Genomic DNA, 13,596 nt, shown 5'->3' with positions numbered 1-13,596 from the left:
CAGGGGGTTCGCACCCAGTTCGACTTGACAAAATAAGAAGGCCATGCCGACGCGTTTCCCTATGAGGAAGGGTAAATCGTGCGTCGCGAAACCGGCTTCGAATTCGAATAATTAGAAGGCGGAAGCTTCTGATGGCTGCCGCCCGAAGGCTCCTGGGCCTCCTGCATGAAGGCTTTCTGAAGCAGGCAGCGCGACCCTGCTGGATACTCCGCGCGCTCGCGAGGCGTTCCGCAGAGACCGCTCGCCAGGAGATCCATGAACTTCTTGTCCGTTGCCGCGAAGGCGATCGCAGGCCGCATCCGACGGTGGCTCCAGCCCTCGCTGGTGCGTCGGCTGCTGTTCGCGCAGATCGCGGTGGCGGGGCTGCTGTGGAGCGCCACGCTGGCGTTCTTCTTCTACGACTCCAACCGCCTGCCGGAGCTGGTGCGCTACGACAGGGTCTTCCAGAGCATCATGGCCTGCGCGCAGAACCTCGCCTTCGACCCCGCGCGGCAGCAGCAGACGCTCAAGGCCTTCGACATGGCGCTGCAGGAGACTTCGAGCGACTTCAAATCCGATCAGGACCGGGCGCCCGTGCTGCAGGTGTGGCAGCAGGGCCGGCTCATCTACAACTCCACGCCGAGCGCGCCGCTCATGCACACGCAGATGCCCGGGCGGGTGGAGCAGGTGCGTGCCGGCGAGCGCGTGTGGCGCGCCCGCTCGATGACCTCACCGCTGCTGGACACGCGCGTGCTGCTGGCCGAGCCCGACGTGCTGCGCCTGAACTTCACCATCGAGCACCGCAGCTATTACCTGCTGCCGCTGGCCATCAGCCTGCCCTTCATCGTCTTCCCCGCCTGGCTTTCGGTGATGCTCGCGCTGCGGCCGTGGCGGCAGGTGACGAAGGAGACCGCGGAGCGCGGCCCGGCCGATCTTTCCCCGCTGACCTTCGAGCCGCCGCACAAGGAGCTGCAGCCGCTGGTGAACGGCATCAACGGCCTGCTGCGCAGCGTGCGCGACCGTGCGTCGCGCGAACGCGGGCTGATCGCGGACGCGGCGAACGAGCTGCGCACGCCGCTCGATGCGATGCGCGTGAACGTCGAAGCCCTGAAGGCGCAGACCGCCGATGCCGGCCAGCGCGAACTCATGGCCAACGTGCTGCGAAGCAACGACCGCGCTGCGCGGCTTGTAGGCCAATTGCAGCAGCTGATGCGCAGCGACGAGATGCCGCGGGACGCCATGCCCGCGACCCTGGCCTTCGACGAGCTGGTGCAGGACCGCATCCGGCTCGTCGATTCGCTCGCGCGGGCGCGCGGCATCGCGCTGGAGTTCGCGCGCGACGAGGCGGCACCTGTGCCGGTGCATGGCGAGCGCGAGAGCCTCATATCGATGGTGAGCAACCTCGTGGAGAACGCGATCAAGTACAGCCCCGATGGGGGCACGGTCAAGGTGCGCGTCGGGCGCGAGGCATCGGAAGCCGTCCTGCAGGTGACCGACCAGGGGCCGGGCATCCCACCCGCGCTGCGCGAGCGGGTATTCGACCGCTTCTTCCGCAACCCGGACCAGACGCAGTCCGGCAGCGGGCTGGGGCTGGCCATCGTCAGGTCGGTGCTGGAAAAACACGGTGGCCGCATCGCGTTGTCAGACGGCGATGGCGGACGCGGCCTGTGCGCAACGGTGTGGCTGCCGTCGTCTGGCTGACAAGAGGGCGCATCCCTCTTAGGATGGGCCGATGCGAACACTTCCACTCCCCACCGGCGGCGAGATGCCGGTACTCGGCCTGGGCACATGGCGCATGGGCGAAGACGCGAAGCGCCGCGCCGACGAGGTCAAGGCCGTGCGCGAAGCCATCGCGCTGGGCTATCGGCTCATCGACACCGCCGAGATGTACGGCGAGGGCGGCGCAGAGACCGTGCTCGGCCAGGCGATCGGCGAAGCGTTGCGCGCGAACGATGTGCGCCGCGAGGAGCTCTTCATCGTCAGCAAGGTCTATCCGCACAACGCCAGCCGGCGCGGCACGCGCGACGCCTGCGAGCGCAGCCTGAAGCGGCTGGGGCTAGACGCCATCGATCTGTACCTGCTGCACTGGCGCGGCAGCCACCCGCTGCGCGAGACGGTGGCGGCGATGCATTCGCTGGTGGCGGACGGGCGCATCGCCCACTGGGGCGTGAGCAACTTCGACACCGACGACATGGAAGAGCTGGAGGAGGCGACTGGCGACGGCCCCGGCTGCGCGGCCAACCAGGTCTACCTGTCGCTGGGTGAACGCGGACCCGAGTTCAGCCTGCTGCCCTGGCAGCGCGAGCGCGGCATGCCGCTGATGGCCTACAGCCCCATCGACCAGGGGGCGCTGGCGGAGGACGACGGGCTGGCCGAACTTGCTGCCAGGCTTGGCGTGACCGCCGCGCAGCTCGCACTGGCAGCCGTTATCGCGCGGCCCGGCGTGGCTGCCGTTCCGAAGGCGGTGCGCAGCGCGCACCTGAAGGAGAACCTTGCTGCTGCCGATCTGCGGCTCGATGCGGCGACCCTTGCCGAGTTGGATCGCCTGCATCCGCCGCCGCGACGGAAGACGCCGCTCGCGATGATCTGAGCGTGGGGGAGCGGCAGCCTGCTTCCACTCCTCTCTCTTGCAGTATCAGTGCGCGTCCGCGTGCTTCGCAGCCGCGATGATCGCCTGATCGTCCTGCTTCGCACCGTTGAGGAACAGGTTCAGCAGCACTGCCGCAATCGACGCCAGCAGGATGCCCGACTCGATCAGCGAGTGGATGGCGTGCGGCATCCATTGCTTGAAGTTGGGAGCGATCAGCGGAATCATGCCGATGCCGATCGACACCGCCACGATCATCGCGTTATGGCGGTTGTTCTTGAAGTCCACGCCCGAGAGGATGCGGATGCCCGTGGCGGCCACCATGCCGAACATCACCAAGCCCGCGCCGCCGAGCACCACCGTGGGCAGCGATTCGACCAGCGCCGCCATCTTCGGCAGCAGGCCCAGCACGATCAGGATGATGCCGCCGGCCACGCACACGTAGCGGCTCTTGATGCCCGTGACGGCCACCAGGCCCACGTTCTGCGAGAAGCTGGTGTACGGAAAGGTGTTGAAGATGCCGCCGATCAGCGTGCCCAGGCCGTCGGTGCGCAGGCCGCGCGCCAGGTCCTTCTGGCTGATCCTGCGGTCGGTCATTTCACCGAGCGCGAGGAACATGCCGGTGGATTCGATCATCACCACGATCATGATCAGCGTCATCGTGAGGATCAGGATGGGGTCGAACTGCGGCATGCCGAAGTGGAGGGGCAGCACGATGTCCACCCACGCGGCCTTGCCCACCTTCTCGTAAGTCATGAGCCCGGTGACCGAGGCGACGACAGCGCCGATCACGATGCCCAGCAGCACCGAGATGTTGGCGACGAAGCCCTTGGCGTACTTCACGATCAGCAGGATCGACACGAGCACCAGGGCCGCAACGCCGAAGCCGGAGAGGTCCGCGTACTTGGGATTGGGCACCGTCGGCATGATCGCGAAGCCCTTGGGCACGGCGGGAATGGAGCTGCCGGGCGAAGTCACTTCCGCAAGCCACTTCGCATAGACAGGGTCGACCAGCGCCGGAGCGGTCGGGCCCACGGGGTTGCCGAAGATCCAGTTGATGCCCACGCGCATGAGGCTGATGCCGATGACCGCGATGATGGTGCCGGTGACCACCGGCGGAAAGAAGCGCAGCATGCGGCTGACCAGCGGCGCGATCAATATCGACACCACGCCCGCGCCGATGATGGCGCCGAAGAGAAGCTGTGCGCCGTTCTGGCCGGGGTTTGCGTTGGCGATGGCGACCATCGGCGCGACGGAGGCGAAGGTCACGCCCATCATCACCGGCAGCTTGATGCCGAAGAACTGCGTGGCGCCCAGCGCCTGGATCAGCGTGGCGATGCCGCAGCAGAACAGGTCGGCCGAGATCAGCAGCGCGACCTCGTCGGGGCTGAGCTTGAGCGCGCGGCCCACGATCAGCGGCACCGCGACGGCGCCCGCATACATCACCAGCACGTGCTGAAGGCCGAGGGCCGCGAGCTTGCCGGTGGGAAGCCGCTGGTCCACGGGATGGACTGTGGAGGGGGTGCTGTCGGCCGTCATCGTGTGTCTCCTGCTGCGGCGAGAGAGGGATTGATCGAGGAGAGGCGGGCGACAGGGCTGGGCATGCGCACACCTCATTGTGTACGCCAAACTGTATACAACTTATGCAACAATCCGGACTCAGGAAAACCCGAATCCGGTGCAGGGCCTACGTAACGACTGGATAGGGGCCTTCATCGAAGGTTTGCGCGTGGTAGCCCTTGCTGCCGACGTCGCGCGCGAGCTGGCTGCGGAAATCGCGGCCTTCGCGCAGGCAGCGCAGCACGTGCGCGAAGTCATGCTGCGGCTTCCATCCGAGCTCGCGCCGCGCCAGCTCGTTCACGTAGACGCGGTCGAGCCGCCGGGGCAGCGCCCATCCCCTGGCCGCATAGAGCGCCTCCGCTTCGGGAAAGAGGCGCCGCAGCACGGCGGCTGCGTCCTCGCGCAGCATCGGCAGGTCTTCGCGGGTGAAGGGCGTGGTGGCCGAGACGATGTAGCGGCCGAAGCCGATGGCCGGTGCGCGACGGGCGGCGAGAAGATGCGCCTGCACCACGTCCTCGATGTCGGCTCGGCGATGGAGCAGCTCGTTGGCCTGCGCGTTGTCCAGCGAATGCAGGCTGCGCGCCGCGGCATCGTCGTCTTCCTCGGGGAAGAAACGCGAAGTCTTCAGCACCACCACGGGCAGGCCCTGCTTGCGGTGGAACAGCTCGCACAGGCTCTCGGCCGAGGTCTTCGTCACGCCGTAGATGTTCTTGGGAACGGGCGTCACGTCCTCGGTGATCCATGCGGCCGGCACGCCCTCGGCGGGCGTGAGCGCGGAGCCGAAGGTGCTGGTCGTGCTCGTGAACACGAACGACTCGACACCCGCGGCAACCGCCCCCTCCAGCAGCATCAGCGTGCCCGTGATGTTGGTGTCGACGAACGCCTGCAGGCTGTGCGTCGCCACATGCGGCTTGTGCAGCGTGGCCGCATGGATGACGATGCGCACGCCCTTCATGCAGTCGCGCACGAAGGCGCGGTCGGTGATGGAGCCGGTTCGGTCGGTGAAGGCGGAAGAAGCGATGTCGATGCCGCGCGCGTCCTGCGAGGTGGCGCGCAGTGTGCGCATCAGTGCCTCGCCGAGGTGTCCGGCGCTGCCGGTGATCAGGATGGTCATGGCCGCGAGACTATCGCCGGGCGCCTGGACCGTCCACGCATAAGTTATGCGTGACTCAGGTGCGCAGTCTTGCCTCGCGCACCGTGAGGCCGGAGGCTGCCTGCTTGGCGTCGTGCTTCGCGATGGCGGCCTCGCTGGCCACGTCTTCTGCGTGCCTGAACATGCCCGGCGGGATGCGCACCGCGCCGATGGCCAGCGTGGCGAAGGGCGTGAAGCGGACCACGCCGTGCCGGTCCTCGCCCTCGATGCCGCCGGCCTGCCGGTCGGCCTCGTCGTAGAGGCCGGGTGCCTGCCGGTTGAAGGCTTCGATCAGCCGTGCGCAGCGCTGGTGCCAGTCGGGGCTCTGGAACAGCATCAGGAAGTCGTCGCCGCCGATGTGGCCGACGAAGTCGCGATGCGCGTCCGCATGCTGCGCCGCGAGCCGCGAGAGCAGCAGGATCATCTCGTCGCCGCGCCAGTAGCCGTAATGGTCGTTGAACACCTTGAAGCTGTTGAGGTCTGCATAGCAGGCCGCGAACTCGGCGCCGCTGTCGAGCAGCCGTTCGATGTGGATGTTGATGGGGATATTGCCCGGCAGCGAGGTCAGCGGATTGGCGTGCCGCGCCGCCTCGATGCGCGCCTCGGTGACCGCGCGCACGAGTTGGTCGCCGGTGCCCAGGCCCGCATAGCGCTTCTTCTCGGTCACGATGAAGCCTTCGTTCAGGTAGCGCTGGTCTTCCGACATCAGGATGCCGAGCAGGCTCTCGACGTTCTCCTCGCGCTCCACGATCAAGGGCGTGCTGTTGCCATAGGCCAGGCAGGGACGCCGGCCGTGCACCTCGCGGAAATACAGCCGCGCGTAGTCGTTCATGAACGACTGCCGGTTGATCAGCGCGACCGGCGTTGCGCCTTCGACAACAGCCAGCGCATGCAGCTGGGGGGTGCTTCTGGAAAGCAGCCGCGACCTCGTCGACCGGCGTCAGCGGATGGAGTGCAGGCGCCTGGATGATCGACAGGCTGCGCAGCACGTTGGGCCGCGAGGCTTGCGATGCATGCGGCATCACCGCGATGCGGCTGTCCGAGATGGCGGTCGCCACGGGCTCGGGCAGCGCCCGCAGCAGGTGCGGCGCCGGCGGGCCGAACAGGAAGCCCTGGCCCTGGGCGATGCCGAGGTCGCGCAGCACGCGCAGGTCCTGGGTGTTTTCCACGCCCTCGGCGATGAGCTCGGTGCCCATCGCAATGCCCAGGCCGACGATGGCGCGCACCATTGCCACGCTCTGCGGGGAGTCGCAGATGCCCTGGGTCAGCAGCTTGTCTATCTTCACGAAGTCGGGCTGGAGTTCCTTCCAGCGCCGCAGGTTGGAGTGGCCTTCGCCGAAGTCATCGAGCGCGATGCGCGCGCCCAGCGCATGCAGCGCCTTGACCGCCTCCTGCAATGCCCCGGCATCGGCAGCGGCGCGTTGCTCGGTGAGTTCGACCGTCACGTCGCGCACCGCGATGCCGTGGTCCGCCAGCATGCGTTCGAGCCGGCAGGTGCCGCCGGAGGCGTCCATGGCCTCGATCAGGGTGTCGGCGCTCATGTTCACGAAGAGCCGGCCCGGCTTGCTCAGCCGGCCCCAATGTGCGAACACCGCCTCCACGCAGTGCAGCTCGAAGCCGGTCAGCCGGGATTCGGCGGCCGCCTGTGCGAGCAGTGCCTCGGGGCCTGGGAGGGCGATGCCGGCGCCGCTGCGGATCAGGGCCTCGTGACCGAAGATCGTTCCCTGGCGCAGGTCCACGATGGGCTGGAAGAACGGAGCGATCGCAGGATGCGGCGGGGCGCTGGGCGGGGAGGGCCGGGGCATGCTGTGGAGGTTGTTCGTCGGCGGCTCTCGCGCGGAAGAAAAACAAGCGAGTAGCCTTTTTGGGCTACAGCATGCCGTATTTATGTGACAGGTGCACTGGCCGCCCTGCCGTCGGCATGGTCAGGCGACGGTGGTGACGATGCGCCCCGCGCGCCCGTCGGACAGCGCGATGCGCTCCCACAGCACGCGTCCGCGGAGGATCGGAACGACGCGGTCGGTGTTCGGCCCGGTGGCGATCTCCAGCGACGACAGCTCGCCCGCGTGCCAGCCCAGAGCGTCGAGCGTGGCATCGGCTTCGAGGATCTCCTGCGAGGCATAGCCGATCAGCGAGCGGCCCATGAATTCGCTGGCGTCGGCGCGCCATTCGGACTGGCGCGAGGGCGACGCGGCCAGCAGCCGGTGCGTTCGGTCGCAGACCAGGTGCACCTTGCGCATGGACGACTCGACCAGGCGCTTCAGCGCGGCGTCCTGCGCCGAGTCGCACGCTGCGGCGAGCAGCCGGTGCGCCACGACCTGCTGTGCCGGGGAAAGCGCCAGCTGTCCGCGCTCCCAGCGCGAGACGGTCGCCTGGTTCACGCCCATCAGCTGCGCGAAATGCGCCTGTTTGATGCCGCGCAGCAGCCGCATCTGGCGCAGCGCGAGGCCGAGGTTCCTGCGCATGTCAGGCCAGCAGCGCCTTCACCAGGTCGAGCTGCCGGTCGGGTTTTTCGGTGCCGAGCTCGAGGCTGGCCTCGATGCGCTCCAGGTGTTCGGTCATGCTCTTCACCGCGGCCTCGACGTCGCCCTTGCGGCACAGGCGCAGGAACTCCGCGTGCTCGTCCGACGAGCAGTGCGGGTCGTTCGAGGAGTGGTAGAGCATCGCGATCAGCGAACTGCGCGCCACCAGTTCGCGCACCAGTTCGGCCAGCGTGCGGTTGCCCGTGGCCTCGGCCAGCGTCACGTGGAAATCGCCCAGCAGCTTCTCGCGCACCGTGCCCATGGTGGTGCTCTGGCGCAGCGCGGTGCGTTCGAACTTGATGTGCTGCTCCAGCGCCTGGTAGTCGCGCGGCCGTGCGCCGGCGATGAAGAGGCGCACCACCTCGCTCTCGAGGATGCGGCGCACCGCGAACACCTCGCGAGCTTCCTCCACCGAGGGCTGGCTCACGAAGGCGCCCTTGTCGGGAATCATCTCGATGAGCTTGTCCTTCGACAGCATCAGCAGCGCCGCGCGCACCTTGGTGCGGCTCACCGAATACACGCGGCCCAGCGCTTCCTCGCGCAGCCAGGTGCCCGGCGGCAGGCGCTTCTCGACGATCGCGGTGGCGATGTCGTTGGCGATGCTTTCGATGGAGCTGTTCTTGTCGGCTGCGGCCGCGCCGCTCTCTTCGGGAGCGACGGCGGCGACAGGGGAGGCGGAAGATCTGGAACTGGCGCGGGGCATGCGCGGATTGTGGCCTACCGCGCGAGGGTGAAGCCTTCGAGTGCGCCAATGATGGGCTTGGGCAGGGGCTTTGCGAGCTCCCCGCGCTTGCTGGTGCGCAGCTTCAGCGTCACCAGCGACTCGATGAGCTTGGTGCCGGCGGCCACGCCGTCGATCACCGGCACGCCCAGCACGCCCTCGATGTGCTCGCACAGGTCGGTCATGCCGGCGCAGCCGAGCACGATGCAGTCGGTGCCGTCTTCTTCGAGCGCGCGGCGGCACTCCTCGACGATGCGCTCCCGGGCGCGCGAGCCGGGCTCCTCCAGTTCGAGCACCGGCAGTTCGCAGGCACGCACGTTGGCGCAGAAGCGTTCCATGCCGTAGATCTCGGCCAGGTGCCAGGCCTGCCCGATGGTGCGGCCCAGCGTGGTCACCACGCTGAAGCGGCTGCCGATCATGCTGGCCAGGTGCATGGCCGCCTCGGCAATGCCCACCACCGGGCCGCGTGCCAGTTCGCGCGCGGCCTTCAGGCCCGGGTCGCCGAAGCAGGCGATCACGTAGCCGTCGATGCCGTCGCGTTCGCCCGCGGCGATCTCCTGCAGCAGGCCCGGAACGGCCAGCGCCTCGTCGTAGTGGCTCTCGATGGACACCGGCCCCATGGCCGGGCTCACTGCGACGATCTCGGTGCCGGCCTGCGCCACCGCGCGGGCGCAGGCGCCGATCTTCTCGGTCATGCTCCAGGTGGTGTTCGGATTGATGATCTTGATGCGCACGGCGCGGTCCCTTTCTTTCTGTCTATCTGACTAACCGATGATTCAAGTCTTGTCGCTGCGGTTCAGCACGGCATAGATGATGAAGCCCAGGCCCATGCCGATGAACCACGCGTAGTTGGCGGCGCCGCGCAGCGTCGGCACCATCACGCAAAGAATGGGCACGATGGCCGCCGGCACCAGCGCCTGGATCGCCTTCGGGTTGTAGCCGCCGCTGTACCAGTACTCGCCCTTGGGGCTCATGCTGTAGAGCGCGTCCACGTCGATGCGCTGCTTGCGCACGATGTAGTAGTCGGCAATGAGGATGCCGAACAGCGGGCCGATGAAGGAACCCAGCACGTCGAGCGTGTAGTGAATGACTTCGGGGCTGTTGTAGAGGTTCCACGGCGTGAGGAACACCGAGCCCACCGCGGCGATCATGCCGCCCGTGCGCCAGCTGATGTGCTGCGGCGCCACGTTGGAGAAGTCGAACGCGGGCGAGACGAAGTTCGCGACGATGTTGATGCCGATGGTGGCGATCATGAAGGTCAGCGCGCCCAGCACGACTGCGGTGGTGCTGTCGATCTTGCCCACGGTGTGCACAGGGTCTGTGATGAGCTCGCCGAACACCGGCAGCGTGGCGGCGGTGGTGATGACCGTCAGCAGCGAGAAGAACACGAAGTTCACCGGCAGGCCCCAGAAGTTGCCCTTCTTCACCGCCTCGAAGCTCTTGCCGTAGCGCGAGAAGTCGCCGAAGTTGAGCATCGGCCCGCTGAAGTAGCTCACCACCAGCGCAATGGCCGAGAGCATCACGGGCAGCGCGTCCCAGCCCTGGAACTTGATGCCGCCCAGGTTCAGGTCGATCCTGCTCCAGCCGGCCTTCCACACCAGCCAGCCGCACAGGATCGCCATGACCACGTACACGGCGGGACCGGCCCAGTCGATGAACTTGCGGATGGCGTCCATGCCGTGCCAGAACACGAAGGCCTGCAGCACCCACATGACCATGAACGCGACCCAGCCCAGGGCGGAGAGGCCCGCGAAGCCGTACTTCGTGACCTCGGCATACGGTGCGAGGCCCGGCGCCATGTGCAGCGCCAGCACCATGAAGGCCGCCGAGGCGAGGTAGGTCTGCACGCCGTACCAGGCCACCGCGATCAGCCCGCGGATGATGGCCGGGATGTTCGCGCCCAGCACGCCGAAGGGCGCGCGGCATACCACGGGGTAGGGCACGCCCGTCACCTGGCTGGGCTTGGCCACGAGGTTGCAGAAGATCTGCACGATCACGATGCCCACCAGCAGCGACACCAGCACCTGCCAGCTCGAAAGGCCCAGCGCGAAGAGGCTGCCCGCGGTGATGTAGCCGCCCACGCTGTGCACGTCGGACATCCAGAACGCGAAGATGTTGTATTGCCCCCAGGTCTGCTTCTTCAGCGGAGCGAGGTCTTCGTTGGTCAGCCGCGGGTGGTAGCCCGGCTTGATGACGGCGTTCGATTCTGCGTGCGGCGCAATGCCGGCTTCGCTCGCCCCCGTGGGGGCCTGGCTGACGACTGTGCTCATGGTCTTACCTCTTGCGGGTGGGTGGATCAGAACCGGTTTTGACGCAAATTTCGCGCCGGATTATCGGGTGCGTTATTTGTATACAAAAAACGAACGCAATCAAGGTCATTCGAGAACTCATATATCGGTGTAATCCCTGAGGTTTCTCGCGTTGGCGCCGGGTGCGGCGCCAACGCCCGGGCATGCGCGGACCGAGGGAGAGAAGGGCTGGAGAGACAGGGAGTCCGGATGCCTCGGGATGGGGCGAGGCCGCGTAGCGATGCACTCGTGAGGTGCGCCGCTACGTGGTCGGTACTGCCCGATGCGGCGGCGCGGCGCGCGTGACGACCTTACTGGCTGTGCTCTTTCTTGTGCGGCGGAGCGGCATGTTCGTGCGGAGCCGGGGGATGCTCGGGATGCCCATGCGGGGGTGCTGGCGGGTGCGGTCTGGGCGCGGGAGCTGCCGCTGCTGGCATCGGCCTTGGCGGACGCTGGAGCTTCTGATCGCCTCCGTCGTGCGCTGCGAATGCCGGGCGCCCTTGATGTGCCATTCGAGGATCTTCGGTCGGCGGCTTCGGCCGTTGGGGCGTCTCGGCGCGAGCCTGCGCCGGTGGTGCCGAGGCCATCGCGGGCTCGGGCCTTCTGGCGGGCGCTTCGGACATGAGCGGCTCGGGTCGCGACTGCGGTGCAGGATGCGGCGAGGGCTCGCTGTGCGCCTGCGCCTCGGGACGGCCCTGCGGCTCGGGGTGTGCCTGCGGCGCAAAGAGTGGCTGCGGCTGCGCCTGCGACGGCGGATGAGTCGCCGCTTGTTGCGCGGCAGGAGTGCCGGGAGCCGCAGGGCGGACAGCTTCCGCCGACCGTGCAGCGGGCGGCGGCGGCTGGCGATCGGCCGGCAGCGCGGCGACCGGCTTCGCGCTCGCCGGAACGGGCGCCATCGCACGCACGACGGGCGGCAGTGCGGCGGCAAGGTGAGCGCTTGCCGGCACTGCCGCTTCGAATGGCCGCCCGCTCGCCGTTGCACTCGCGGGCGCCACAACTTTCACTGTCTGGTTGTTGTTGGTGATGTTCGTGACGTTGGTGATGTTGTTGACCGTCGTGTTGTTCGTCACGTTGTTGATCGTGGTGCTCTGCACGCGCATGCCGACGTTGGTGACCGGCGGCGCACTCACGACCACCGCCGGCGGCGTACCGATCGGGGCAGGCACGATCAGGCCGAGCCGCGAACCGGGAGGCGCGGGAACGAACACGCCAGGAGGCCCGATCGGAGCGATCCCTGCCACCACGCCGGCTGCCGCCACCGACACCGCGAGGCTCAGGCCCAGGGGCGGCGGCACGAACGCGACGCCCGGCGGCGACCAATGGCCGGCGACGAAGACCACCACGTTGTCGCGATGCTCGTAGTAGGGCTGCACCCATCCATAGCCGGGCTGTGGAGGCGCGGACCAGCGGCCTGCGGCCCACACCCAGTTGCCGTGCCATGTCCAATAGCCGCCGGTCCACACGGCTTCCACGAATGGCGAGGGCGGCGGCACTTCCACGAGCATCGGTGGCGGAGCCCATGCCACCGCGATGGGACGAGGCTGATACAGCGGCGGATCGACATAGACGCTCACCACCGGCGGTGTGGCGACGACTACGTGCGCGGGCTGCACGACGGTGCGGACTACCGGGGCCGGTGGTTGAACGACACAGCCTGCGGTCAGGCTCACCACCAGAACTCCTGCGAGTTGAAAGGCGGGGAGAGAAGATGCTTTTCTCATTCGATGTTCCCGATGACGTGCACGAATGGCACAGGGAACGACCTAACGGGCTCTCGAAAACAGTCGATGACAGCGCCGGGATGAATTTCATGCAGTAACGATATTTCCCCGTTCGGGTCGATCCGTGTCAGGCTGCGCTCAGCCTGGATCACCTCGACAAGGAAAGGAACGAACGCTCCACATGCAGGAAGATGAAAAGACCGATCGTCTTCCTAAGTAATGAATTAGATCAATGATTTGAAGCAAACATATAACGGCGCGGTAGCTCCATCTTGGCGCTTTGGAAGGAGAAACTGTGCGGCTGCTGGATTCCCAACTTTCTCTCGAACCCGAATCGAGCGGTTCACTCGTCGAGGTCTCGACGGGCCCGGTTAAGAGGCCGGCCGAAGATATCGATGTCACCCGGATATTGCTCGTCGATCATCGCTCCAGCTTTTGCGATTCGATGAATGAAGCGCTGCAGCAGCGAGGGGTAATGATCGATATAGCGCGCGGCAACAATGCGGCAGCAACCCCTGCGCTTGCACGGGACTATTCGCTGGTTCTGTTGAACTCCATGCAGCTCGGCAGCGCAGGACTGAGTGCCGTGCGATCGATCCGGCGCAAGACGAATGCCCCTCTGCTCGTTCTTACCGAGCGCGACAGCGTGGCCCTGCGCCTGGCGGGGCTGGAACTTGGCGCGAGCGACTATCTGGTCAAGCCGTTCACGATGCCCCAACTGCTGGCGCGCATCAGGGCATTGGCGCGCAACTGCGTTGCACGTCCCCAGCCGATACTGTGGCTGGGCGACCTGGAAATCAACGAGCGCGATGCGACGTGCCGCCGCGACGGCAAGGACCTCGGGCTGACCAGGATGGAGTTCGTGCTGTTGCTTGCCCTGCTTCGCAACCAGGGGCGCGTGATGTCGCGCGAGACGCTCGCCCGCGAAGTCTGGGGCACGGAGTTCGATCCCGCCACCAACGCGATCAACGTGGCCATACTGCGCCTGCGCAACAAGGTCGACGCACCGTTCGACGTGAAGCTGCTGCACACGGTGCGAGGCGAGGGCTACGTGCTCGAACTCCGGTCTCGCTCCTGAGCGAGCCT

At 67.1% G+C, this 13,596-nt stretch carries 11 protein-coding genes and 1 pseudogene; 3 read left to right on the top strand and 9 right to left on the bottom strand.

Annotated features, from left to right (window positions below):
• The first annotated feature begins 255 nt into the window (after positions 1-255).
• Both ACHMXA_RS25495 and ACHMXA_RS25490 read left to right on the top strand, forming a co-directional pair.
• The gene (locus ACHMXA_RS25495) at positions 256-1,680 is read left to right on the top strand and encodes a sensor histidine kinase (RefSeq protein WP_395316809.1); all 1,425 of its coding nucleotides are present in this window, start codon (positions 256-258) and stop codon (positions 1,678-1,680) included.
• 31 nt (positions 1,681-1,711) lie between these two features.
• Positions 1,712-2,569, top strand: a complete 858-nt coding sequence (locus tag ACHMXA_RS25490) for an aldo/keto reductase (protein ID WP_395316808.1) — start codon at positions 1,712-1,714, stop codon at positions 2,567-2,569.
• Positions 2,570-2,614: 45 nt separating this feature from the next.
• Here the strand turns inward: ACHMXA_RS25490 and ACHMXA_RS25485 are convergent, their stop codons facing one another.
• The 9 genes and pseudogenes from ACHMXA_RS25485 to ACHMXA_RS25445 form a co-directional block, all read right to left on the bottom strand.
• Positions 2,615-4,105, bottom strand: coding sequence for a nucleobase:cation symporter-2 family protein (locus ACHMXA_RS25485; RefSeq protein ID WP_395316807.1), 1,491 nt, complete (start codon positions 4,103-4,105; stop codon positions 2,615-2,617).
• A gap of 148 nt (positions 4,106-4,253) precedes the next feature.
• On the bottom strand, positions 4,254-5,240 hold the full coding sequence (locus ACHMXA_RS25480) for an NAD-dependent epimerase/dehydratase family protein (RefSeq protein ID WP_395316806.1): 987 nt from the start codon (positions 5,238-5,240) through the stop codon (positions 4,254-4,256).
• Positions 5,241-5,295: 55 nt separating this feature from the next.
• A complete protein-coding gene (locus tag ACHMXA_RS25475; RefSeq protein ID WP_395316805.1) occupies positions 5,296-6,090 on the bottom strand; it encodes a diguanylate cyclase domain-containing protein in 795 nt (264 codons plus the stop codon).
• 319 nt (positions 6,091-6,409) lie between these two features.
• Positions 6,410-7,063, bottom strand: a pseudogene (locus tag ACHMXA_RS25470) (EAL domain-containing protein); the annotation flags it as partial.
• Positions 7,064-7,183: 120 nt separating this feature from the next.
• The gene (locus tag ACHMXA_RS25465; protein ID WP_395316804.1) at positions 7,184-7,723 is read right to left on the bottom strand and encodes a helix-turn-helix transcriptional regulator; all 540 of its coding nucleotides are present in this window, start codon (positions 7,721-7,723) and stop codon (positions 7,184-7,186) included.
• A gap of 1 nt (position 7,724) precedes the next feature.
• Positions 7,725-8,483 (bottom strand): GntR family transcriptional regulator, encoded by a 759-nt coding sequence (locus tag ACHMXA_RS25460; protein ID WP_395316803.1) that lies wholly within the window; start codon positions 8,481-8,483, stop codon positions 7,725-7,727.
• Positions 8,484-8,497: 14 nt separating this feature from the next.
• On the bottom strand, positions 8,498-9,235 hold the full coding sequence (locus ACHMXA_RS25455; RefSeq protein ID WP_395316802.1) for an aspartate/glutamate racemase family protein: 738 nt from the start codon (positions 9,233-9,235) through the stop codon (positions 8,498-8,500).
• A 42-nt stretch (positions 9,236-9,277) separates the two neighbouring features.
• A complete protein-coding gene (locus tag ACHMXA_RS25450) occupies positions 9,278-10,771 on the bottom strand; it encodes an NCS1 family nucleobase:cation symporter-1 (protein WP_176662786.1) in 1,494 nt (497 codons plus the stop codon).
• A gap of 329 nt (positions 10,772-11,100) precedes the next feature.
• A complete protein-coding gene (locus ACHMXA_RS25445; RefSeq protein ID WP_395316801.1) occupies positions 11,101-12,459 on the bottom strand; it encodes a hypothetical protein in 1,359 nt (452 codons plus the stop codon).
• 346 nt (positions 12,460-12,805) lie between these two features.
• Here ACHMXA_RS25445 and ACHMXA_RS25440 point away from each other — a divergent pair, with 346 nt between their 5' ends.
• On the top strand, positions 12,806-13,588 hold the full coding sequence (locus ACHMXA_RS25440) for a winged helix-turn-helix domain-containing protein (protein WP_395316800.1): 783 nt from the start codon (positions 12,806-12,808) through the stop codon (positions 13,586-13,588).
• Positions 13,589-13,596 lie beyond the last annotated feature (8 nt).

Source organism: Variovorax sp. UC74_104 (assembly GCF_044055375.1).
GTDB lineage: Bacteria > Pseudomonadota > Gammaproteobacteria > Burkholderiales > Burkholderiaceae_C > Variovorax.
Note: the sequence above shows the minus strand (reverse complement) of the source record. Positions and strands in the feature narration are given on the sequence as shown.

Bases quoted from the DNA above. Each gene is read 5' to 3' on its own strand.
- ACHMXA_RS25475 (WP_395316805.1), bottom strand. From the start codon at position 6,090: ATGAACGACTACGCGCGGCTGTATTTCCGCGAGGTGCACGGCCGGCGT.
- ACHMXA_RS25480 (WP_395316806.1), bottom strand. From the start codon at position 5,240: ATGACCATCCTGATCACCGGCAGCGCCGGACACCTCGGCGAGGCACTG.
- ACHMXA_RS25465 (WP_395316804.1), bottom strand. From the start codon at position 7,723: ATGCGCAGGAACCTCGGCCTCGCGCTGCGCCAGATGCGGCTGCTGCGC.
- ACHMXA_RS25490 (WP_395316808.1), top strand. From the start codon at position 1,712: ATGCGAACACTTCCACTCCCCACCGGCGGCGAGATGCCGGTACTCGGC.
- ACHMXA_RS25450 (WP_176662786.1), bottom strand. From the start codon at position 10,771: ATGAGCACAGTCGTCAGCCAGGCCCCCACGGGGGCGAGCGAAGCCGGC.
- ACHMXA_RS25495 (WP_395316809.1), top strand. From the start codon at position 256: ATGAACTTCTTGTCCGTTGCCGCGAAGGCGATCGCAGGCCGCATCCGA.
- ACHMXA_RS25460 (WP_395316803.1), bottom strand. From the start codon at position 8,483: ATGCCCCGCGCCAGTTCCAGATCTTCCGCCTCCCCTGTCGCCGCCGTC.
- ACHMXA_RS25485 (WP_395316807.1), bottom strand. From the start codon at position 4,105: ATGACGGCCGACAGCACCCCCTCCACAGTCCATCCCGTGGACCAGCGG.